The organism is Huintestinicola butyrica, assembly GCF_025567215.1.
Taxonomy (GTDB): domain Bacteria; phylum Bacillota; class Clostridia; order Oscillospirales; family Ruminococcaceae; genus Huintestinicola; species Huintestinicola butyrica.
The window spans coordinates 345,851-366,382 of the sequence record NZ_JAOQKB010000001.1; the positions used below are offsets into that span (position 1 = coordinate 345,851).

The following is a 20,532-nucleotide window of genomic DNA, read 5'->3' on the forward strand; positions in this document are numbered from 1 at the left end:
TTTGCGGCGGACAGGTGTTTTATGCGCCTGTCCGCTTTTTTGCTGAAAGGGTGTTGATATGTATATTCTGAAAACCGAAGCCGCATTTGATTCGGCTCATTTTCTTCATGGCTATAACGGTAAATGCAGCAATATCCACGGTCACAGGTGGATAATCGAAGCTGAGATATGCTCCGAGAAGCTTATCGAAGAGGGTCAGACAAGGGGAATGATAGTTGATTTCGGAGACCTGAAGCGTGATCTTAAAGAGATCGCCGATAGCCTTGACCACCGCCTTATCTACGAAAAAGGCTCACTGAAAGAGAAAACTCTCGAAGCGCTGAGAGAGGAGAATTTTGCACTGACAGAGGTGGATTTCCGCCCCACTGCCGAGAATTTCTCCAAGTATATCTATGACCTGCTCAGTGACGACGGCTACAGGGTAAAGCGTGTGACAGTCTATGAGACCCCCAACAACTGCGCAGTTTACGAAGCTGGTGATGATAATGATATTTAAGGTCGCCGAGAAATTTGTAAGTATCAACGGCGAGGGCACAAAGGCAGGTCAGCCTGCGGTGTTCATCAGGCTGGCAGGCTGCAACCTGCGCTGCTCCTACTGCGATACTATGTGGGCAAACGGCTCCGATACGCCCTTTGAGCCTATGACCGAGGACGAGATAGCCGCATACATAGCCGACAGCGGCATAAAGAATGTCACCCTTACAGGCGGCGAGCCGCTTATGGCTGAAAACGTCCGTGTGCTTCTTGAAAGGCTTTCCCACGAGGATATCGCCGTGGAGATAGAGACCAACGGCAGCGCCGATATTTCCGTCTGTGACGGCATATCGCCCCGTCCCTCCGTTACGCTGGACTACAAGCTGCCCTCCAGCGGCATGGAGAAGCATATGCTTATGTCCAATTATGACAGGCTCACAAAGTATGATACTGTTAAATTCGTGGCAGGCAGTCACGATGATCTTGAAAAAGCACTTGAAGTCATAAAAAAGTATGACCTTACCAATAAATGTCACGTTTATTTCAGCCCCGTTTTCGGAAAGATAGAGCCTGTCGAAATGGTGGATTTTATTCTGAAGCATAAGCTCAACGGCGTGAATTTCCAGCTCCAGCTGCACAAATTCATCTGGGACCCCAACAAGAGAGGTGTGTAAAATGATAGATACAAAAGCCATAGAAGAGCATATCAGAGGAATACTCATTGCTCTGGGCGATGACCCCGACCGTGAGGGCTTAAAAGAAACTCCCCAGCGTGTGGCAAGAATGTACACCGAGGTATTCGAGGGAATGAACTACTCCAATGCCGAGATAGCTGAAATGTTCAACAAGTCCTTCGAGCAGCAGGGCGGCAGCGATGATTTTGTTCTGGTAAAGGATATTGAAGCATTTTCATACTGCGAGCACCATATGGCTCTTATGTACGATATGAAGATATCCGTGGCATATATCCCCAACGGCAGAGTGCTGGGGCTTTCAAAAATAGCCCGTATCGCCGATATGGCGTGCAAACGTCTCCAGCTCCAGGAGAGGATAGGCTCCGATATTGCCGAGATAATGGAGCTTGCCAGCGGCAGCAGCGATATTGCGGTATTTATTGAAGCAAACCACAGCTGCATGACCGCAAGAGGAATAAAGAAACCCGGGTCAAAGACCTCTACCGTGACCCTTAGAGGAAGATTTCAGAACGATACAGCTCTGCAGAACCGCTTGATGATGCAGCTGAGTATCGGCAAGTGATGAAAGGAGAACCGCAATGGATATAGTATCATGCTGCGGAATGATGTGCAGCGAGTGTCCCGTTTACATAGCTACCCAGAGGGACGACGAGACCATGAGAAAATACCTTGCCCATGAGTATTCCATGGGGGGAGCGGTATTCTATCCCAAGGATATCGTCTGTCACGGCTGCCGCACAGTATCCGCCGACCACAATAAGTTCGGCAAGGGCTGCGAGATAAGAAAGTGCTGCAAGGAAAAGCACGTTAACCTCTGCGCCGAGTGCAAGGAGTTTCCCTGCATTAAGACAGAGCAGTACATTCCTCAGGACAGCGAGCAGATGTTCCGCCTTTGCGAAATGCACAAGGCCTGCGAAAATCTCATAAATAAGGACGAATAAGCTCCGATGCCGTACCTTGTGTGCGGCATTTTTTTATGAGTTTATGCGCATTTATACTAATCACCAATAAAACTATAGACAAAAAATCATCGCATAATCCATATACGCAAGATTATGCTCAATTTTTTGTATAGTTTTTAATTGGTGCTTAGTATTAAAGCATAATATTTACTCAATCTTAACACTTTTATCCCCAAAATATGTTAAAATATCTTTATATCTATGCTTTTTCGTGCTTTTTACGGTAAAGCAATAAAAAATGAAAGGATTGGGATAATGGGATTTTTTGCAAATGCGGATCTGCCTGTTCTTCTGGCGTTTCTGCTTTATCTTGCCGTAATGCTCGGCATCGGGTTCTATTTTACAAACAAATCAAAGAAAATGAGCGACTATTTTCTTGCGGGAAGAGGTCTTAACAGCTGGGTAACGGCAATGTCGGCTCAGGCTTCCGATATGAGCGGCTGGCTGCTTATGGGTCTCCCCGGAGCTGCTTATGCAACAGGTATGGGCAACTACTGGATAGCTATAGGTCTTGCCATAGGTACTATCCTTAACTGGGCTTTCGTTGCAAAGCCACTCAGAAGATTTACCGAGGTATGCGGTGATTCCATCACCATTCCCCAGTATCTCCAGAACCGTTTCAAGACCGACAGCCCCGTGGTAAGAATGGTCTGCGCAGTGGTAATATTCATCTTCTTTCTTGTTTATACCACATCTGCATTCGTTTCGGGCGGTAAGCTTTTCCAGGTGGTATTCAATATTGACCCCACCAATGAGACATACACCAAGGCTGCCGTAATAATCTCAGCGCTTATTATCATCATATACACATTCCTCGGCGGCTTCAATGCCGTTGCATGGACTGACTTTGTTCAGGGTATGCTCATGGTAATAACCATCGTGGCACTTCCCATTGCACTTATCAGCAATACTCCCGGCTTTTCCTCCGAGATGCTCAACAGCATTCCCAAGATCGTTTCCGAGGGTGGAGACACAAGCGGATATATGTCCATGGTTTCGGGTATGCGCCCCGTTGATATCATCAGCAACCTTGCGTGGGCATTCGGATACTTCGGTATGCCCCATATTCTTGTAAGATTTATGGCTATCAAGGACACCAAGAGCGTTAAGAAGTCTGCTATCATCGCAGTTGTATGGGTGCTTATCTCCCTTACCGCAGCAGTCCTTATCGGTATCGTCGGAAGAGCTTACCTTGATTCTCAGGGCGTTGTTCTTTCTTCCTCCGAGATGGAGCTTATCTTCATCACTACCGTAAAGAAGCTCTTCCCCTCGTTCCTTGGCGGTATTTTCCTTTCGGCAGTTCTTGCATCTATCATGAGCACCGCCGACAGCCAGCTGCTTGTTACCGCATCTGCTGTTGTCAACGATTTCTATACCATCATCGTAAAGAAAGAGTCCTCCGAAAAGAAGCTTATGTGGATAAGCAGAATTTCCGTAATCATTATTTCTGTAATTGCCTGCATACTTGCCCTTAACCCCAACGATTCCATTATGGGAATAGTTTCAAACGCATGGGCAGGCTTCGGTGCAGCATTCGGCCCTGCGATCGTCCTTTCGCTTTACTGGAAGAGACTTACCCTCAAGGGAACCGTTGCAGGTATCATCGGCGGCGCAGGAACAGTAGTTATCTGGGAATATATCCTTCCCAACATTGTTCCCGCAGCAGACAGCCTTTACTCCATAATCCCCGGAGTTATCGTTTCCGTGATCCTCACCGTTTGCGTCTCTCTCGCAGACAAGGCTCCCTTCAAGGAAGTTACAGATATGTTTGAGCTTGCAAAGAGCGAAGAATAATTTTATATCAAATAATAAGGCGGAAGCTGTTCTTCTCGGCACACATCGGGAAGGGCAGCTTCCTTTTTTTTTGCAGGCGATTTTCTCTCTTGCAATTTTTGCCTTTTTCTGCTATAATATTTATATTCAATAAGCATTTATGCAGGAAAGGAAGATATCCGACTTGTCAAAAATGAAGAAATTTCTTATGGGCAACGAGGCCATCGCATGGGGCGCTGTTCATGCAGGTGTGAACGTGGTGGCAGGCTATCCCGGAACACCCTCCACAGAGGTGCTGGAGACAGTTGCCAAAAACAATGACGGCAGTGTTTATGTTGAGTGGTCTGTAAATGAAAAGGCAGCCCTTGAGGTTGCAGCAGGCGCTTCATATGCGGGTGCAAGAACTCTTGTTACCATGAAGCAGGTTGGCCTGAACGTTGCCTCTGACCCTCTTATGAGCCTTGCTTACGTGGGCGTAAAGGGCGGCATGGTAATACTCAGCGCCGATGACCCCGGCCCCATTTCCTCACAGACCGAGCAGGACACACGCACCTTTGCCAAGTTTGCAAAGATACCCGTGTTCGACCCATCATCTCCCGAAGAAGCCTATGACATGATGGAGGAAGCCTACAGAGTGTCCGAGAAATGGTCAACTCCCGTGCTGTTCCGTCCCACAACAAGAGTCTGTCACGGCTGTGCTTCCGTGCCCGTAAAGGCTGAGTATGATAAGCACGTTCCCGACGGATTTAAAAAGGATACCATGCGCTGGGTCATCTTCCCACGCACATCATATCTCAATCACTGCAAGATCGAGGAGAGAAATCCGCAGATAGGCGATTACTTTTCCGAAAGCCCCTTTAATAAGCTTACAGGCAGCGGAAAAAAGGGCATCTGCACATCAGGCATCAGCTATGCCTACACCACGGAAGCACTTTCAAGCGGAAAGCATGAGGAATGCAAGCTCCTGAAAATAGGTACATCGTTTCCATTTCCCGAAAAGCTGGCGCTGAAGTTCCTGGAGGGACTTGACGAGGTCATCTGCATAGAAGAGCTTGACCCGTTCCTTGAAAGAGAACTTACATACATCTGCGGAAAATATCACCTTAATGTAAATATCCACGGCAAGCTCGACGGTCATGTTCAGCCCGCAGGGGAGAACACCGTTGAGTCGGTAAAGTCTGTGCTTTCAAAGTTTATCGGTCTGGAAACAGGGGAGGAAAGCAAGCTTCCCGAAGCCCCCGCACTTCCCGTCCGACCTCCCGTTCTCTGCGCAGGCTGCCCTCACAGAGCGTCGTTCTACGCCGTAAAGCAGGCAATGAAAAGCAAAAAGGCAGTTTTCAGCGGAGATATCGGCTGCTATACTCTCGGTAATGCAGCTCCACTTGATATGGTGGATACCTGCCTTTGCATGGGCGCTGACGTTACCATTGCTCAGGGACTTCACCGTGTTGAGCCTGACGCAGTGAACTTCTCATTCATCGGCGACTCCACATTCTTTGCATCGGGAATAACAGGCGTTGTAAATGCGGTTTATAACGGAACTGACATTATCCTTATCGTCCTTGATAACTCCACCACCGCAATGACAGGTCATCAGCCTCACCCGGGAACAGGCGTGCGAATGATGGGCGATGTCTGCGAGAAGATAAGCATTGAAAAGATACTCCGTGCCATCGGTCTCACCTCCGTTGAGACTGTTGACCCTCTGGACAATAAGGCAGCAGTGGAAGCCGTAAAGCACGCTGCGGAGCTTCCCGGCGTGAAAGCAATAATCTTCAAATCGCCCTGCATAGCAGTTACCAAGCCCTCAAAGCGCTTTAAGATCGCCGACAGCTGTGTAAACTGCAAGAAGTGCATAAGAGAACTGGGCTGCCCTGCGATCGTTATGGAAAACGGCAGACCCGCCATAGAAAAGAGCCTTTGCTTCGGCTGCTCACTTTGTGCGCAGATATGCCCCTGCGGAGCCATTATTTCCGAGTGATGAAAGGATAACGCTATGAATAATAAAAATTGTCTTTTGTGCGGCGTAGGCGGTCAGGGAACAGTCCTTGCCTCCAAGCTCATCGCATTTGCCGCAATGGAAAAGGGCATGGACGTGCGCACCGCCGAAACCATCGGAATGGCTCAGCGAGGCGGCTGCGTCGTGAGCCATGTGCGTATCGGCGAAAATATAGCTTCGCCCCTTGTGCCCAAAGGCTCTGCCGATGTGATAATCGCCTTTGAGCCTGCGGAAGCAGTAAGGTGCATATCATATCTTAAAAAGGGTGGCACAGTCATCGTGAACAGTAAAGCAGTGAAGCCCGTGACTTCATCACTGGGCGGCACATATACCGACGGCAGAGAGATGACCGACTATCTCAGCTCACTTGACGCAGATATCCACGTTATCGACGGTGAGAAGATATGCGAGGAGATAGGCTCCCCCAAGGTGCTGAACATCGTGCTTCTTGCTGCGGCAGCAAAGTCTGGGGCACTGGGCATAACAGCCGACGAGCTGAAAAATGCCATTGAAAAAAGAGTTAATCCCAAATTCCTTGAAATGAATTTCAAGGCAGTGGATATAGCGTAAAATAATATAGTAAAACGGCGGCATCGATTTTTCGGTGCCGCCGTTCTGTTATTTAAAGCTTATATCAGTCAGCAATATAAACTCTCTTCATCTTCTGTTCCTTAACAGGTCTGTCGCTGTAATCAGTCTCAGTGTCAGCGATCTCATCAACAACGTCCATGCCCTCGATAACCTTTCCGAAAGCCGCATACTGACCGTCAAGGTAAGGTGCGTCCTCGTGCATGATAAAGAACTGAGAGCCTGCGCTGTCGGGCATCTGAGCACGTGCCATGGAGATAACGCCTCTTGTGTGCTTCAGGTCGTTCTTTACGCCGTTGGCTGCAAATTCGCCCTTGATATGCCAGCCTGGACCGCCCATGCCTGTGCCGTCGGGGCAGCCGCCCTGTATCATAAAGCCGCTGATAACTCTGTGGAAGATAAGTCCGTCATAAAAGCCCTGCTTAACGAGCTTTTCAAAGTTCTCAACAGTGATGGGTGCAACATCGGGATAAAGCTCAAGCTTGATCTGCTTGCCGTTTTCCATTTCAATAATAACCATTTCAGTTTTCCTTTCAGAATAGGCAGAAATTCTGCCTGAATTTGCTTAATTATACCATAGCGAGAGATTTTTGTCAAGTAACTGAGCTGTTGTCGGAGTGACTGTCGGAATGACTGTCCGACTGCTCATTTTCCGTGTTATCTTCTGCCTGAGGTGCTTCCTCTGCCTCGTGATCTTCTTCCGCAGCAGCCCGTTCACGTCTTCTCACATCGTTCTGTAAAAGCTTGTAAACGGTGGCAGCAGCGGGAACTCCAAAGAGCATTCCGGGGATACCTCCCAGTCCTCCGCCTACGGTAACAGCCGCCAGCACCCACATTCCCGGGAGACCTATCGACGAGCCTACTACCTTGGGGTAAATAACATTTCCCTCCACCTGCTGGAGAATAACAAGGAAAATAACGAACCACAGCGCCTTGATGGGGTCAACCACCAGTATCATAAGCGCTCCGACTATAGCGCCTATGTATGCGCCCACAATGGGGATAAGCGCTGTTGCGCCGATAAGCGTTCCTATGGTGCTGGCGTATGGTATCCTGAGTATCGCCATGCCCAGTGCGCAGAGAACTCCAAGTATGACAGCTTCCGTGCACTGACCAACTATAAAGCTTGAAAAGCACTTGTCCGCCGTTGAGCAAAAATAGGTGAGGCGGGCGGAATTTTCGGGCTTCATATAGCTTTTCATGAGCCTGCTCATCTGGCTTGCAAGCTTTTCCTTGTTGTAAAGAATGTATATGGCAAATATCAGCCCGATGAAGAAGTTGACCACTCCGCCAACTACCGATGCCACAACGCTTATGGTGGAGGTTAGAAGTCCGCCCACACCGTTCTTGGCAAATTCCACAGCCTTTGCAAGAATGGTGTTCCAGTCTATTCCGCCGTTTTGCAGATATTCCTCGATATAGTCGCCCACCACAGGCAGCTGGCTGTCATATTCCATCAGCAGCTTGCGTATCTTCTCACCGTAAACGGGGAGAGTTTCGCCCATTACAACGAAGATATTCACTATCTCGGGGACTATCAGACCCATTACCAGCCCCAGCAGGATAAATACGAGCAGCAGCGACAATACAAGGCATACAGGCCGCTTTGTGGCTTGTACTATCCTCTTTTCCGACTTGGGAAAATACAGCTTTTCAAGCTTGCGCATGATAAGATTCAGCACATATGCCATTGCGCAGCCAATGACCAGCGGCGAGAGAATGTTCCACAGTCCCGCCAGCACATTTATGAGCCATTTGATGTTGATTATTCCCAGCACTGCCAGCGCAGTGAGCGCCAGGTAAGGTATAAACGCCAGCAGACGTTTTTTGTTATTTCTTTCCATTTTATCCTTCTTTCCTATCATCCTATAATGTTACAGCAGAGGAGCGATAACTCTCAGCAGAGCGTCAAACATGGTGCCGTGATAATAGTCCCTGATATTGTCAAGGGTTATCTCTCTGCTCTGGTCCATTGTGGTTATGTGGTCTTTTTTCAGGGATTCCACAGCACTGCTGCCATACATAAGCGTGCCGCACTCAAAGTGCAGGAACAGACTTCTGTAGTCTAAGTTTATGGTTCCCACCACGCCTATCTTGTCGTCGCTGACAAAGCTTTTTGCGTGAATAAATCCGGGGGTGTATTCATATATCCTTACCCCCGCTTTAAGCAGAGGCTTGTAGTTTGCACGGGTCAGGCGGTAGATTAACTTTTTATCGGGTATTCCCGGGGTGACTATCCTTACGTCAACGCCACGCTTTGCGGCAAGGCAAAGGGCATTTTTCATGGTGTCGTCAAGGATAAGATAGGGGGTGAAGATATAAACATAGTCCTGAGCGCAGTTTACTATGTCCGCATAAACGTTGGCACTGATGGTCTCATCGTCCAGCGGAGAGTCGTAAAAAGGCTGGATAAATCCGTCCGAGTGATATTCGGGACCGTAAAGTGAGGGAGAGTATTTTTCCATATCCACCTTTGCGTCTGTGTCACGGAACGTGTGCCACATTTCCATGAACATCTCAGTCAGATTGATAACAGCGTCGCCTCTCAGGCGAACACCAGTGTCTTTCCATGTGCCGTAGGGCGATGTGACGTTGATGTACTCGTCCGACAGATTTATGCCGCCGTTAAAGCCGGTGTGACCGTCCACAACAAGGATTTTTCTGTGGTCACGGTTGTTCATCACCAGCGACAGGAACGGCACAACAGGGTTGAACGCCATGCACTTGATGTTGGGGCTGAGCTTTTCCAGCTGCTTGAAATATCCCGGAGGAAGCAGAGCCACGCAGCCCATATCATCGTAGATTATCTTTATCTCCACGCCCTCGTTTGCTTTCTGCACCAGAACCTCAAGCATACTGTTCCACATAACGCCCGGGCGGATAATGAAATACTCAATGAAAATGAAATGCTCCGCCTTTTTGATAGCTTTCATCATGTCCTCAAACATACGCTCGCCGAAAGGGTAATATGTGACTTCCGTGCCCGAATAAACGGGATATCCGCTTTTGCTGCGAACATAGCTGCATATGCCGCTGACACGCTTGTTCCTGCGTTCCAGCTCATCTGCGGCAGGGGAGTCCTCCAGCAGGGTGAGATATTTTTCCTTAGTGTTGTTTATCTGCATATTCATGTGCTTTGAGGGCTTTTTGTTGCCCGCAAAGATGTACAGTATGCCGCCAAAGAACGGCAGCAGCATTATAAGTATTATCCAGACTATCTTATAGGAGGAGTTGTCTTCCTTGCCGATAATGAAAAGCACCGCCACTAAGCTGATAATTCGCAGCAAAATGCTCATGGGCTGGGAATATTCCGCCAGAGCAAAAATGCTCACCACTATCCATGCAGCCTGAACTATAAGTGCCACCGCTGTTATGAGGATACGGTTGACTATCAGGCGGCGCCAGTTTATTTTGATACTGCTCATGCTCTGCTTCCTTTCATCACAGCGCAGCCGCAACCTGGTCACGCATTTTGTAAAGCTTGTTTATGAACGCCTCGTCATACTCGGAAATGCGGTATGAGGAGGGATATATCAGGATATCAGCATACTGCTTGATGCTTTCACGACATTTTTTCTGCACCAGATTAAAGCGTTTCAGCGTGTCCTCGGGCATGGGAGAGACCCACATAAAGGTGTTGTCCACATCAGTGAGCAGGTCAAACTGGCTTCCACGCTCATATACGTATATTCTCCTGTGAACAGCTCCGCTGTCATTTTTGCGGATATATCCCGATGAGATGTATGGTATCTCATAGTCGCCGTGGATTATCTCAATATATTCCGAAAGCTCACTTTCCGAAATATCATCGCTTTTTGCAAGGGGATTGTCCGCTGAGAGTATCAGGCGGTAGTTGAATTTGAGTATAATCTCATGGCGGAGATTTTTCTCGCTGAGCAGCGACATGAAATATTCCTCGTTATCCATATTGTAGCGGATAACGCTGAGGTTGCTGGTGCTGTCGCACACGTTGCTGATGGCGTCCATGGAATTTGTCTCACGGAAATCAATGGAGATCCTCTTTGCGGGGTCAAGCTCGTTGACAAATGAGGTGAAAGCGTGGGTGATATACGTAGCTCTGGGGACAGATATGCCGAAGCGTATAGTATCGGTAAGCTCTGGCTTGTAAAGTCCCTCGATCTTTTCCATCTGCACCAGTATAGTTTTGGCGTATTCCAGAAATTCAGCGCCCTTTTCAGTGGGAAAAACGCCCTTGGCGCTTCGCTTGAAAACGGTTATGCCAATCTCGTTTTCAACTTCCTTTATAGCCTTGCTGAGGTTGGGCTGACCCATAAAAAGATTGGCGGCAGCCTTGGTAATGGAGCCTACACGCTCCACCTCGACCATATATTTCAGATGCTGTAGATTCATCCTACCATTCCTTTCAGACCGTCACAGTGACAGGTATGCAAATTTTACAGGGTGACATATATTTTTGTGCATATTACATTATAACCTATTTTTTTACGTTTGTCTATAGTCACGGAAAAGTTGACAGAAAAAAAGGTCAGACCCGAAAGTCTGACCGCAAATGATCATTGCTGACAGCGGCACTGTATCATTTTTCCAGCAGCCCGCCTATAAGCTCCGCAATATAAAGCCTCGGCTTATATCCCTCCTCGGTGAGCAGCTCAATGTCCTCCTCGGTAAGCTCACCGCCGTATTTTTCCATAATCTCCTCATCGGTCATATCCACACCGGCACAGGGAACGCACAGGGGAGGGTACATAACGCACCACCAGTTGTGCCCCTTTCCCTCGCCTATGGTTATCCTGAGAGCGGTGTATCTGCCTGCGGGGACGGTATATTCCCCGTATTCACGTCTGTCGATGACCATAGAGGTTATCTCGCAGACTGTTCTGTCATCGCAGCCGTTTTCCGCAAGTGTGCTGTCGGCAATGGATTTTATCTTATCAAGCTGGCCGGACAGCGCCTCTTCTGCTTCCTCGGAAGATGAATATGGTTCAAACAGTTCATCTGACGATGCAAGAACGGCGTCCCTCACCCTGAGCTTTAGCTGCTGGTCAAGCTCGCTGTCAGAATTTGCAAGTATATGCAGTCGCACCAGGCTTTCTTCAATGTGCTTTTCCGATGAAACTGCGGTGAATATGCCGCTTATAAGAAGAGATATTGCCATTATCGCCGCAATAACAGCCGAGTCAGATGCTATGTAGTTCTTTTTCATAATACAGGGTCCTTTCCGTCATGTTTGATCTGTCAGTAATATTGGCTTATTTTGGAAAAATAATCACATCACAGGGAAATTTTTATTTTTTTTGAAAAAACACTTGACAAGTGAGAATAGAAGTGATATAATAATAAAGCTGAATAAAGCAATGCGTTGCTAGCTCAGCTGGATAGAGTGACTGGCTACGAACCAGTAGGTCAGGGGTTCGAGTCCCTTGCAGCGCACCATAAAAACCACGTAGAATTTTCTGCGTGGCTTTTATTTTTTATAATGTATTTTATAAAAATAACAGCCCGCTCTCAGATATCCGAGAGCGGGCTGTTTTATATCACATTCTCACTTCGCTGTCAAAAAATTTCTCCTGAAATCCCACTTGCCTGTAAATTTCCTCTTTGGTAAAGCTCATGCCCTCAGGAGCAGCCACCCACTTTTCTTCCATATCATCAAAGCGGTGGATAACGGCAATTATCCTGCCCGTGAACTCGTTGAGAGGCTTGTCTGCGCCCAGCACATATACGTCCTGATCTTCGCCGTCAGGGGCGATCATGCCATCGACATAGCCGTAGTTTACGGGATAAACATAACCGTGCTTCGGGTGACAGCTGCCCATGGGTCGGTCAATCTTCACGTTTACCGTCCTGCCGATGATGTCATATTTCAGGCTCTTGCGGTAAACCCTTGAAATTTCTCCCGAGACGGACTGCATTTCCTCAAAAAACTCATAGCCGTATTTTTCATACAGCCCCACATGGTCGGTGGAGATATAGACAAACTCCCTGTCCTCGCTCCGAGCTGCTTCCTCCGCATAGCTTAGCAGATAGCCTGCAAGCCGCTTTCCACGATACTTGGGGAATGTATATACAAAGCCTATCCACGGCGAAAGCTCCGTGGGCTGAATGTCGTCCTTGTCCGCAAGGGTGCAGAAAGCCATAAGTTTTCCACCCTCGGTAAGCATAAGCACCCGTGTGCTTTCACCGCAGAGAGCTTTCAGGCTGCCGTCACGGAGAAGCTCATACAGATATTGTCCCGCTCCCCAGTCCGACTGCTTTATTTGTGAAAGATAGCTGCCTTGGTCGCCGCAGCTGTAGTATTCGATGATCTTCATGCTGACTCCTTTAATATAGTTATAAGAGCTTTTCAAAGGAACATCGGAGGCCGGGCGTGTGTTCTTTACTTAGCGATCCACTCTTTTATAGCCGCCGAAAGCCGCTTGTCAATATCTTTTCTTGTTGCCTCGCACTCGTTGGGATATTCCTTTGCTGCCCTGAATACAAATTTGAGCACAAATTTAAGTCCTACGGGAAGAGCTGTTCTAAGCAGGGATTCGGGCAGGACAAAATGAGTTCCGTGCTCATAAACGATTGCCTCATAGTCGCAGCTGTGAGGGTGTTCCTGCAGTCTTTTATCCATACGGCGGATATATTTTCCCGTCTCCCAGAAGCTGTCGTCCTCTGCTCCGATAAGGATAAGCTTGCCCTTGATGTTCTCGATCTTTATCATCTCTTCTTCGGTGTGCTCTCTTGCCTTTTCCGAGTCGATAAACAGTTTTGTGCTGCGTGTTACATCGCCCGAACCCTTGGTTTCCTCTTCTATTATGCGATAATATTCGGGATGCTGATAAACGAAGGGCATATAAGCGATAGGCTTGCCTTCCCATGAAAGGGTGGACGCATTTGGAATGGGCCATTCCTTGCAGCTGTCCTTTTCGCCCTGTTCAAATCCCTGCCAGATGAAATCACTGGGAGTAAGCCCGAAAGTCAGTGTGATGTCGGGATAGTATGAAGCCGCAGCTATGGAATCCATTCCCGCAGTGCTCATTCCCATTATGCCTATCTTTTTGTTGCCGTTGCTTTTAAGCCATTTGATAGCAGTTCCTATCCTTTCCAGAGGATAGTTAACGTGGCTGTAGTTTTTTACGTCAGGTGACATACACATAACATTTACACCGTTTTTGTGCAGCCATTTAGCGCCGCATTTTGCCATGTAATCATTAGGGTCGTCACCGAACAGTCCTATCACCGCATTGTCCGCACCGTTGGGATTTATATAATATGTACCGTAAAATCCGTCATTGCTGTTTGAAAAAGTTATTTTCTTCATAATGCACTCCGATCTGAAAGTGATTATTAGCTAATGCTTACTACTTTCAGCGGATATTATAGCATAAAAAATTCTGCAAGTCAAATAAGTTTGACTGCTATTACAATTATACAGTCATCAGTACGGATAATCAAATATCTCGCACTCAGGGTCAAGCAGCTCACGGCGTTTCCTGAATGCGTCAAGAACAGGTCTGTCCATGTACTGGGCGATGCGCAGAACGTGATAGACCTCTTCGCCCTTTATGCGCAGCTTGATGTTAAAGCGCTGTACCGTCATGCCCGAGATATCATCGGTCTCAATGTAAGGCCCCACATAAATTATGTCGCTGTTTCTGAAAACAAACTGGTTTGCGCCCATATCGCAGTAGATAGTGAAAATATCTCCCACATTCAGCATACGCATATCGCCTCGGAATATCTCGCCCTTGTAATAATCTGCGTTGAACTCATCACGGGAGCAGCCGCATTTGTCTATAAGCGCTGTGAGCCTGTCAAGATGACCCGTTTTTCCGACTGTAAGAGCATTGGGAGCAAGCTCCTTTTCAATAAGCTGCTTGGGGTCATTTTCCCCACGGTGAAAGGCATATGCCTCACGAACCTTTTCTGCTGTATATCTGGTCAGTGGATAGCTTGGGCTGTAAAATGTCTTGTATAGGTTTTTGAACATAAATAACATACATATTCCCACTGCAGTGCAAAACAGACCGAAGCCGATGCCGATATACACCGCTTTGATATCCGCATCGCCTGATTCATATACGCATATGCCGATGAAAACGCCGATACCTCCGCAGAGTATCATCAGCGACAGGGCAAGTATTCCCTTGAAAAGCGATGGTCTGTCCTTTAAAAGCACCCTCAGTCCCACGATTGCCAAAAGTATCGTAAGTATCACGCCGCCCACAAGCAGCTCAGAATTGCCCGATGAAATGTACTTTGATATTGATATGATGAGCGACAGCACCGATGCCGTAAAGCAGCCTGTCGGAATGAGCTTGCTGTTCATTTAAAATGTCCTTTCATGGTCACAGTAACAAAAAGCTCCCGAAGCCGCAGGGATTCGGGAGCTGATTTTTCGGGTGTGTCAGGTCATCTGATGTCAACGAAGCCGACCTTGCGGTAAGCCTTGGACATAGTTTTCTGAGCAATTCTTGTTGCCTGCTCTGCGCCCTTGGTGTAGCACTCCTTGATGTATGCCTTGTCAGCGATAAGGCGTGCATATTCGGTGCGTACAGGCTCCAGATGGTCAGCCACAGCCTCGCCTACAGCGGTCTTGAAGTCGCCGTAGCCCTTGCCGTCAAATTCCTGCTCTATCTCGTCATAGTTCTTGCCAGTGACAACGGAATAGATGGTCATAAGATTGTTTATACCGTCCTTGCCCTCAGCGTATCTTACCTTGGAGTCGGAATCGGTGATAGCCTTTCTGAACTTTCTCACAATGGTGTCCTTATCATCAAGAATGTAGATGCAGCCGTTCTGATTTTCGTCGGACTTGGACATTTTCTTGGTGGGGTCCTGGAGGCTCATTACCCTTGCGCCCTTTTCGGGAATGTAAGGCTCGGGAATCTTGAACAGCTCGCCGTACTTCTGGTTGAAGCGCTGAGCAACGTTTCTTGAAAGCTCAAGGTGCTGCTTCTGGTCTGCGCCGATGGGAACCAGGTCAGTCTGATAAAGAAGAATATCGCCTGCCATGAGCACGGGATATGTGAACAGACCTGCGTTGATATCGTCAGGGTGCTTTTCGGACTTTGCCTTGAACTGTGTCATTCTGGAAAGCTCGCCGAACTGGGTGGAGCATGAGAGCACCCAGTTCATCTCAGCGTGGCACTTGTTGTGGCTCTGAATGAAAGCGATGGACTTCTGAGGGTCAACGCCGCAGGCCATGATGAGGGCATATGCCTCGATAGTATGCTTTCTCAGCTGAGCAGGGTCCTGCTTTACTGTTATAGCGTGCATGTCAACGATAGAGTAGATGCAGTTGTAGTCGTCCTGGAGCTTGCCCCAGTTGCGGATAGCGCCGATGTAGTTGCCGAGGGTGAATGTGCCTGTGGGCTGTATTCCGCTGAAAATTATCTTCTTTTCCTGTGTTTCCATGGTTATTTATCCTTTCAAATCAAGATTTATCAGTCAAACATCTCGTGGGTGAGAGCGCCCAGTATCTTGCAGCCCTCAACAAGCTGCTCGTCTGTGGGTGTGGAGAAGTTCATACGGAAGCTGGTGGTGGGCATTGTGTCATCGGTAAGGAATGCGTTGCCGGGAACTACAGCTACCTTTCTCATAACGGCTTCCTTGCAGAATTTCTGCATATCCGCACCATCGGGAAGAGTTCCCCAGATGAACAGACCGCCCTGAGGCTTGGTGACAGTTACCTTGGGGGAGAAATACTTCTCGATGCTTTCAGCCATGATCGTGTATTTTCTCTTGTATATCTCACGGAGCTTTGCAATGTGAGCGTCGAAGTCGTACTCGGTGAGTATTCTGTGGCATATCATCTGAGCAAGGATATTGGAGTGAACGTCCGATACCTGCTTGCATACTACTATCTTGGAGATTATCTCGGGAGCAGCTGCAACGAATCCAACTCTCATGCCGGGGGAGATCACCTTGGAGAAGCTTCCTGCGTAAATAACTCTGCCCTCAGTGTCAAGAGACTTGATCGAGGGAATATCCTCGCCTGCAAATCTCAGTTCGCCGTAGGGGTTGTCCTCAAGGATAATGAAGTCATACTTGCAGGCAAGGTCATAAACAGCCTTTCTGCGGGCAGCGGACATACATCTTCCCGAAGGGTTCTGGAAGTTGGGGATAACATAAAGGAGCTTAACGTTCTTGTTTTCCTTAACAGCATTTTCAAGGTCGTCTGCCTTGATGCCCTCATCGTCCATTTCGATTCCCACAAGCTTTGAGTTGTAGGACTTGAATGCGTTAAGGCAGCCTACAAAGCTGGGGCTTTCGCATAAAAGTGTGTCGCCCTCGTTGAGGAATACCTTGCAGGAAAGCTCGGAAGCCTGCTGACCTCCCGATGTGATGATAAGCTCGTCCTTTTCGGGAACGAAGGAGTGCTGTGAAGCAAGTCTTGCCTTTACTGCATCACGCAGGGGAGCATAGCCCTCGGTAACGCTGTACTGGAGAGCTGCGATGGGGTTCTTTTCCAGTATATCGGCAGTAATGCGGCGGATCTCCTCCACAGGGAAAGCATCGGGGGCGGGATTTCCTGCCGCAAATGAGATTATGTTGGGGTCAGATGTCATTTTAAGTATCTCTCTTATAGCAGAGGGTTTAAGGTTTGATATCTTATCGGAAAATGTGTATTTCATAGAATATCTCCTTTTATCAGTATATGTATAAACAGATTATACCACATATTCCCGAAAAACGCAACATATATTTTTATATGGACTTGCTGTAGGGGCAAATTTTTGATGTTGTGACGTTTCGGGAGTGATAAATTGAAAAAACAAGGCTTTCTTTACGGTTCTGCCGTGTTAATGGTCTCAGCGCTGATAGTGAAGATAATGGGCGCAGTTTTCAGGATACCGCTGGCAAATATGCTGGGCGGTACGGGCATGGGATATTTTTCGGCGGCATACGGCATTTTTATGCCCGTTTATGCTGTGTCGGTAACGGGGCTGCCGTCAGCTGCGGCAAAGGCTGTGGCAGCTGCTGAGGCATCTGGCAGGCACAGCGCAGGGGAGATAAAATCTGCGGCGCTGAGGCTTTTCGGAGCTGTGGGAGCTGTGGGTACACTTATAATAATTATAGGAGCATATCCCTTGTGCAGATTTGTTTCGGGGGATATAAAGGCATTGCCCGCCGTTATGGCAATAGCCCCCTCGGTGCTGGCAGGCTGCCTTGTTTCCGTTTACAGGGGATATTTCGAGGGCATGAGAAATATGTATCCCACCGCCGTTTCACAGGTCATAGAGGGTTTTGCAAAGACCATATTGGGACTAGTCCTCTGCGGCGGCTGCATTTGGTTTGCCAAAAGTTACCCCGAGGATTTCCTCAGGCTCACGGGCTGCACGGGCAGGGGAGTGACGGCTGAGGAAGCGGCTGTGCCATATGCGGCTGCGGCTGCCGTTATGGGCGTAACGCTGTCCTCATTTGCGGGGCTTATCTATATAATGATAAAGGGCAGGGGAAAAGCTGACGTCCGCCGACGCAGGGAGATAGACCGTGAGCTGCTTAGAACTGCCGTTCCCATGGCGGCAGGAGCACTGGTCATAAACCTTACCTCCCTTATTGACCTTGTGACCATTATGCGCTCCCTCAAAACGGTCATTGCAAAGACACCGTGGGTGTTCTCACACCTTCTCGGCTCGGGGATATCTTATAATGATATGCCAAATTTCATTTACGGCAGCTTTACGGGGCTGGCAGTGACGCTTTTCAATCTGATACCATCGCTTACAAATATGCTTGGAAAAAGCATGCTTCCTGCTGCTTCTGCGGCAAAGGCTGCGGGCGATGACAAGCGGCTGGGTGAATGCTCCGCAGGGGTGATATTTGCGGCGGCTGTCATATCCGTTCCCGCAGGTCTGGGCATTTCCGTCCTTGCGGAGGAGATACTTACGCTCCTTTTCTCAGGCCGCACGGTGGAGATAGCCGTGTGCGCAGATGCCATGAGGGTTCTGGGACTTGCCGTGCCCTTTGTCTGCATATCGTCAGCGGCGTTTTCGGTGCTCCAGGCGGCGGACAGGGCGGATATCCCCGTGAAGCTCATGGGCATAGGTGCGGCGGTTAAGCTTGCGGGAAATCTTATCCTCACATCTGTCCCGGGACTTAACGTTACGGGAGCGGCTATAGCAACACTCATCTGTTACATTGTTATCTGCGTCATGTCCCTTTGGGCGCTGGCTTCCCACGGCGGTCTCAGACTGCGGCGGACAATGGGGATTTGTGCAAAAATATTCGCCGCAGGAGCGCTTTGCGCAGCGGGAGCGTTCATCACCGCAAAACAGCTTCCCACAGGCTCTCATATAATGATAAAAACCGCCGTTTCATGCCTTACGGGAGCAATAATTTACATATTAAGCACATATTTTTCGGGCGTAATTACGAAAAGTACGTTAAAAATGCTGATTTCTTGAAAAAATTCAAAAACCCACTTGAATTATTCGGATTTATCGGTTAATATATTAAAAGGACGGTTTCAAGCCGTTTGGGGCTTGAACTTTTCCAATCCCGTGAGAGGAAGTCTTTTAAAAATGGATTTTGAATTCAAGGACAGATATGACATAAACGATCTGCTTAGGATAATGGAGATCCTCCGTTCCGAAAACGGCTGCCCATGGGACAGGGAGCAAGATCATAAGTCCATAAGAAAGGATTTTCTCGAGGAGACATATGAGGTCTGCGAGGCTATCGACCTTGAGGACAGCGAGCTTCTCAGGGAGGAGCTGGGCGATGTTCTGCTCCAGGTGGTATTCCACGCAAGAATTGAGGAGGAACAGGGCAGATTTACATTTGCAGACTCTGTAAATGATGTTTGCCGGAAGCTTATTGTCCGTCACCCCCACGTTTTCGGCGAGGTAAAGGTGAAGGACAGCGAGGACGTTCTCAGAAACTGGAACGACATCAAGCAGAAGACCAAGGGTCAGGAGACCTATACCGAAACTCTCAGGAGCGTTTGCGGCGCTCTTCCCGCTCTTATGAGGGCGCAGAAGATAGGCAAGCGTGCGGAGCGTGCAGGCATGGATTTCCCCGATGCCGAGGCAGCTTTGAAGTCCCTTGAAAGCGAGATAGAAGAGGTAAAGGCAGCATCGGCCGAGAATGAGGCTGAGGAGCTGGGCGATATGCTCTTTGCGGCTGTAAACGTTGTCCGCAAAAAGGGCTATGACGCTGAGGAGCTGCTTACCCGTGCCGCAGATAAATTCGTTGACAGATTTGAAAAGACGGAAAATATGGTTCGCTGTGAAGGGAAGGATATGCGTTCCCTTGACATAGATACGCTGGACGCTTACTGGCAGAAAGCGAAAAATCAATAAATAAGCGTTTTATGCGCTAAATTTTATGGAGGTAAAGACAATGACAAAGGCAGATCTTATCAACGCAATCGCAGAGAAGAGCGAGCTTTCCAAGAAGGATTCCGAGAAGGCTCTTAACGCAGCAGTAGCTTCCATCACAGAGGCTCTCACCAACGGCGATAAGGTACAGATCGTAGGCTTCGGTACTTTTGAGGTAAGAGACAAGAAGGAGAAGGAAGCAATCAACCCCAGAACCAAGGAAAAGGTTCTCGTTCCTGCAAGAAAGTCTCCCGCATTCAAGGCAGGCAAGGCTCTCAAGGACGCTGTTGACGTTAAGTAATTGCAAACATATGCTCTGCGCCGTCTGAATAAAGCGGCGCAATTTTTTTTATGCGGAGGACTAAATATGAGACTGGACAAATATCTGAAAGTGACACGGCTCATCAAGCGCAGAACTGTGGCAAACGAGGCGTGCGATGCCGATAAGGTGCTTGTGAACGGAAAGGCTGCCAGAGCGTCATATGACGTGAAGGTGGGGGACATCATCGAGATCTGCATGGGCTCAAAGCCCCTGAAGGTCGAGGTGCTGAACGTTTCCGAGTATGCCACGAAGGAAAATGCTTCCGATAACTACCGTGTGATCGAATAAAAAAGATGGCTGCCGAGGCAAAGGTTTCGGCAGCCGCCTTTTTATATTATTCACAAGTATGCAAAAAAGAGGGTAAAAGTGACAGTAATCTGCATAATATTTTTCGTAAACCGTTATGCTTTTTAGTGGGGAACGTCAG

The 20,532-nt window shown here is 48.3% G+C and carries 21 protein-coding genes and 1 tRNA gene; 12 read left to right on the plus strand and 10 right to left on the minus strand.

The genetic code is table 11. The features are described 5' to 3' along the window. Nucleotides 1-58: 58 nt before the first annotated feature. From queD to OCV68_RS01610, 7 genes are all read left to right on the plus strand, one after another. Nucleotides 59-496, plus strand: a complete 438-nt coding sequence (queD, locus tag OCV68_RS01580) for a 6-carboxytetrahydropterin synthase QueD (RefSeq protein ID WP_022474317.1) — start codon at nt 59-61, stop codon at nt 494-496. Beyond that, nucleotides 486-1,148 carry a putative 7-carboxy-7-deazaguanine synthase QueE gene (gene queE, locus OCV68_RS01585; protein ID WP_262570382.1) on the plus strand — a complete coding sequence of 221 codons (663 nt, stop codon included), beginning with the start codon at nt 486-488 and terminating at the stop codon, nt 1,146-1,148. The genes queD and queE overlap by 11 nt, the downstream gene beginning before the upstream one ends. Before the next feature lies 1 nt (nt 1,149). Then, the gene (gene folE, locus OCV68_RS01590; RefSeq protein ID WP_022474315.1) at nt 1,150-1,731 is read left to right on the plus strand and encodes a GTP cyclohydrolase I FolE; all 582 of its coding nucleotides are present in this window, start codon (nt 1,150-1,152) and stop codon (nt 1,729-1,731) included. A gap of 16 nt (nt 1,732-1,747) precedes the next feature. Beyond that, complete coding sequence (locus OCV68_RS01595) at nt 1,748-2,110, plus strand: DUF3795 domain-containing protein (RefSeq protein WP_022474314.1); 363 nt, start codon at nt 1,748-1,750, stop codon at nt 2,108-2,110. Nucleotides 2,111-2,386: 276 nt separating this feature from the next. After that, entirely contained in the window at nt 2,387-3,925 is a 1,539-nt protein-coding gene (gene putP / locus OCV68_RS01600) for a sodium/proline symporter PutP (protein WP_262570261.1), read from the plus strand. A gap of 172 nt (nt 3,926-4,097) precedes the next feature. Further along, nucleotides 4,098-5,885, plus strand: a complete 1,788-nt coding sequence (gene iorA, locus OCV68_RS01605; RefSeq protein WP_262570383.1) for an indolepyruvate ferredoxin oxidoreductase subunit alpha — start codon at nt 4,098-4,100, stop codon at nt 5,883-5,885. Nucleotides 5,886-5,900: 15 nt separating this feature from the next. Further along, the gene (locus OCV68_RS01610) at nt 5,901-6,473 is read left to right on the plus strand and encodes an indolepyruvate oxidoreductase subunit beta (protein WP_022474311.1); all 573 of its coding nucleotides are present in this window, start codon (nt 5,901-5,903) and stop codon (nt 6,471-6,473) included. A 64-nt stretch (nt 6,474-6,537) separates the two neighbouring features. Here the strand turns inward: OCV68_RS01610 and OCV68_RS01615 are convergent, their stop codons facing one another. From OCV68_RS01615 to spoIIR, 5 genes are all read right to left on the minus strand, one after another. Beyond that, entirely contained in the window at nt 6,538-7,011 is a 474-nt protein-coding gene (locus tag OCV68_RS01615; protein ID WP_022474310.1) for a peptidylprolyl isomerase, read from the minus strand. Nucleotides 7,012-7,084: 73 nt separating this feature from the next. Continuing rightward, on the minus strand, nt 7,085-8,335 hold the full coding sequence (locus OCV68_RS01620) for an AI-2E family transporter (RefSeq protein WP_262570263.1): 1,251 nt from the start codon (nt 8,333-8,335) through the stop codon (nt 7,085-7,087). A gap of 30 nt (nt 8,336-8,365) precedes the next feature. After that, a complete protein-coding gene (cls, locus tag OCV68_RS01625) occupies nt 8,366-9,916 on the minus strand; it encodes a cardiolipin synthase (protein ID WP_147622204.1) in 1,551 nt (516 codons plus the stop codon). A gap of 16 nt (nt 9,917-9,932) precedes the next feature. Then, on the minus strand, nt 9,933-10,862 hold the full coding sequence (locus OCV68_RS01630; protein WP_022474307.1) for a LysR family transcriptional regulator: 930 nt from the start codon (nt 10,860-10,862) through the stop codon (nt 9,933-9,935). Between the two features lie 187 nt (nt 10,863-11,049). After that, nucleotides 11,050-11,676 (minus strand): stage II sporulation protein R, encoded by a 627-nt coding sequence (spoIIR, locus tag OCV68_RS01635; protein ID WP_262570264.1) that lies wholly within the window; start codon nt 11,674-11,676, stop codon nt 11,050-11,052. A 153-nt stretch (nt 11,677-11,829) separates the two neighbouring features. Here spoIIR and OCV68_RS01640 point away from each other — a divergent pair. Next, nucleotides 11,830-11,906, plus strand: a tRNA-Arg gene (locus OCV68_RS01640). A gap of 101 nt (nt 11,907-12,007) precedes the next feature. On the opposite strand, the gene OCV68_RS14665 is transcribed toward OCV68_RS01640, so the two are convergent. From OCV68_RS14665 to OCV68_RS01670, 5 genes are all read right to left on the minus strand, one after another. Beyond that, nucleotides 12,008-12,784, minus strand: coding sequence for a GNAT family N-acetyltransferase (locus OCV68_RS14665; RefSeq protein ID WP_317259193.1), 777 nt, complete (start codon nt 12,782-12,784; stop codon nt 12,008-12,010). Nucleotides 12,785-12,849: 65 nt separating this feature from the next. Further along, nucleotides 12,850-13,779, minus strand: coding sequence for an acyl-CoA thioester hydrolase/BAAT C-terminal domain-containing protein (locus tag OCV68_RS01655; protein ID WP_262570265.1), 930 nt, complete (start codon nt 13,777-13,779; stop codon nt 12,850-12,852). A gap of 117 nt (nt 13,780-13,896) precedes the next feature. Further along, nucleotides 13,897-14,787 (minus strand): hypothetical protein, encoded by an 891-nt coding sequence (locus OCV68_RS01660; RefSeq protein ID WP_262570266.1) that lies wholly within the window; start codon nt 14,785-14,787, stop codon nt 13,897-13,899. 83 nt (nt 14,788-14,870) lie between these two features. Beyond that, nucleotides 14,871-15,875, minus strand: coding sequence for a tryptophan--tRNA ligase (trpS, locus tag OCV68_RS01665; RefSeq protein WP_022474154.1), 1,005 nt, complete (start codon nt 15,873-15,875; stop codon nt 14,871-14,873). A 29-nt stretch (nt 15,876-15,904) separates the two neighbouring features. Continuing rightward, nucleotides 15,905-17,095 carry an aminotransferase-like domain-containing protein gene (locus OCV68_RS01670; RefSeq protein WP_022474155.1) on the minus strand — a complete coding sequence of 397 codons (1,191 nt, stop codon included), beginning with the start codon at nt 17,093-17,095 and terminating at the stop codon, nt 15,905-15,907. Between the two features lie 132 nt (nt 17,096-17,227). Between OCV68_RS01670 and OCV68_RS01675 the strand changes: the two genes are divergently transcribed. From OCV68_RS01675 to OCV68_RS01690, 4 genes are all read left to right on the plus strand, one after another. Then, a complete protein-coding gene (locus OCV68_RS01675; RefSeq protein ID WP_147621801.1) occupies nt 17,228-18,868 on the plus strand; it encodes an oligosaccharide flippase family protein in 1,641 nt (546 codons plus the stop codon). 117 nt (nt 18,869-18,985) lie between these two features. Then, the gene (gene mazG, locus OCV68_RS01680; RefSeq protein ID WP_022474157.1) at nt 18,986-19,765 is read left to right on the plus strand and encodes a nucleoside triphosphate pyrophosphohydrolase; all 780 of its coding nucleotides are present in this window, start codon (nt 18,986-18,988) and stop codon (nt 19,763-19,765) included. Between the two features lie 25 nt (nt 19,766-19,790). After that, entirely contained in the window at nt 19,791-20,084 is a 294-nt protein-coding gene (locus tag OCV68_RS01685; protein ID WP_262570270.1) for an HU family DNA-binding protein, read from the plus strand. Nucleotides 20,085-20,150: 66 nt separating this feature from the next. Continuing rightward, on the plus strand, nt 20,151-20,393 hold the full coding sequence (locus OCV68_RS01690; protein ID WP_022474159.1) for an RNA-binding S4 domain-containing protein: 243 nt from the start codon (nt 20,151-20,153) through the stop codon (nt 20,391-20,393). Nucleotides 20,394-20,532 lie beyond the last annotated feature (139 nt).

What these genes read in the sequence shown, in the direction of transcription:
- trpS (WP_022474154.1), bottom strand. Translation starts at nt 15,875, where the DNA reads ATGGAAACACAGGAAAAGAAGATAATTTTCAGCGGAATACAGCCCACA.
- folE (WP_022474315.1), top strand. Translation starts at nt 1,150, where the DNA reads ATGATAGATACAAAAGCCATAGAAGAGCATATCAGAGGAATACTCATT.
- OCV68_RS14665 (WP_317259193.1), bottom strand. Translation starts at nt 12,784, where the DNA reads ATGAAGATCATCGAATACTACAGCTGCGGCGACCAAGGCAGCTATCTT.
- mazG (WP_022474157.1), top strand. Translation starts at nt 18,986, where the DNA reads ATGGATTTTGAATTCAAGGACAGATATGACATAAACGATCTGCTTAGG.
- queE (WP_262570382.1), top strand. Translation starts at nt 486, where the DNA reads ATGATATTTAAGGTCGCCGAGAAATTTGTAAGTATCAACGGCGAGGGC.
- putP (WP_262570261.1), top strand. Translation starts at nt 2,387, where the DNA reads ATGGGATTTTTTGCAAATGCGGATCTGCCTGTTCTTCTGGCGTTTCTG.
- OCV68_RS01595 (WP_022474314.1), top strand. Translation starts at nt 1,748, where the DNA reads ATGGATATAGTATCATGCTGCGGAATGATGTGCAGCGAGTGTCCCGTT.
- OCV68_RS01660 (WP_262570266.1), bottom strand. Translation starts at nt 14,787, where the DNA reads ATGAACAGCAAGCTCATTCCGACAGGCTGCTTTACGGCATCGGTGCTG.
- queD (WP_022474317.1), top strand. Translation starts at nt 59, where the DNA reads ATGTATATTCTGAAAACCGAAGCCGCATTTGATTCGGCTCATTTTCTT.
- spoIIR (WP_262570264.1), bottom strand. Translation starts at nt 11,676, where the DNA reads ATGAAAAAGAACTACATAGCATCTGACTCGGCTGTTATTGCGGCGATA.
- OCV68_RS01670 (WP_022474155.1), bottom strand. Translation starts at nt 17,095, where the DNA reads ATGAAATACACATTTTCCGATAAGATATCAAACCTTAAACCCTCTGCT.
- iorA (WP_262570383.1), top strand. Translation starts at nt 4,098, where the DNA reads ATGAAGAAATTTCTTATGGGCAACGAGGCCATCGCATGGGGCGCTGTT.
- OCV68_RS01685 (WP_262570270.1), top strand. Translation starts at nt 19,791, where the DNA reads ATGGAGGTAAAGACAATGACAAAGGCAGATCTTATCAACGCAATCGCA.
- OCV68_RS01655 (WP_262570265.1), bottom strand. Translation starts at nt 13,779, where the DNA reads ATGAAGAAAATAACTTTTTCAAACAGCAATGACGGATTTTACGGTACA.
- OCV68_RS01615 (WP_022474310.1), bottom strand. Translation starts at nt 7,011, where the DNA reads ATGGTTATTATTGAAATGGAAAACGGCAAGCAGATCAAGCTTGAGCTT.
- OCV68_RS01690 (WP_022474159.1), top strand. Translation starts at nt 20,151, where the DNA reads ATGAGACTGGACAAATATCTGAAAGTGACACGGCTCATCAAGCGCAGA.
- OCV68_RS01620 (WP_262570263.1), bottom strand. Translation starts at nt 8,335, where the DNA reads ATGGAAAGAAATAACAAAAAACGTCTGCTGGCGTTTATACCTTACCTG.
- OCV68_RS01610 (WP_022474311.1), top strand. Translation starts at nt 5,901, where the DNA reads ATGAATAATAAAAATTGTCTTTTGTGCGGCGTAGGCGGTCAGGGAACA.
- OCV68_RS01630 (WP_022474307.1), bottom strand. Translation starts at nt 10,862, where the DNA reads ATGAATCTACAGCATCTGAAATATATGGTCGAGGTGGAGCGTGTAGGC.
- cls (WP_147622204.1), bottom strand. Translation starts at nt 9,916, where the DNA reads ATGAGCAGTATCAAAATAAACTGGCGCCGCCTGATAGTCAACCGTATC.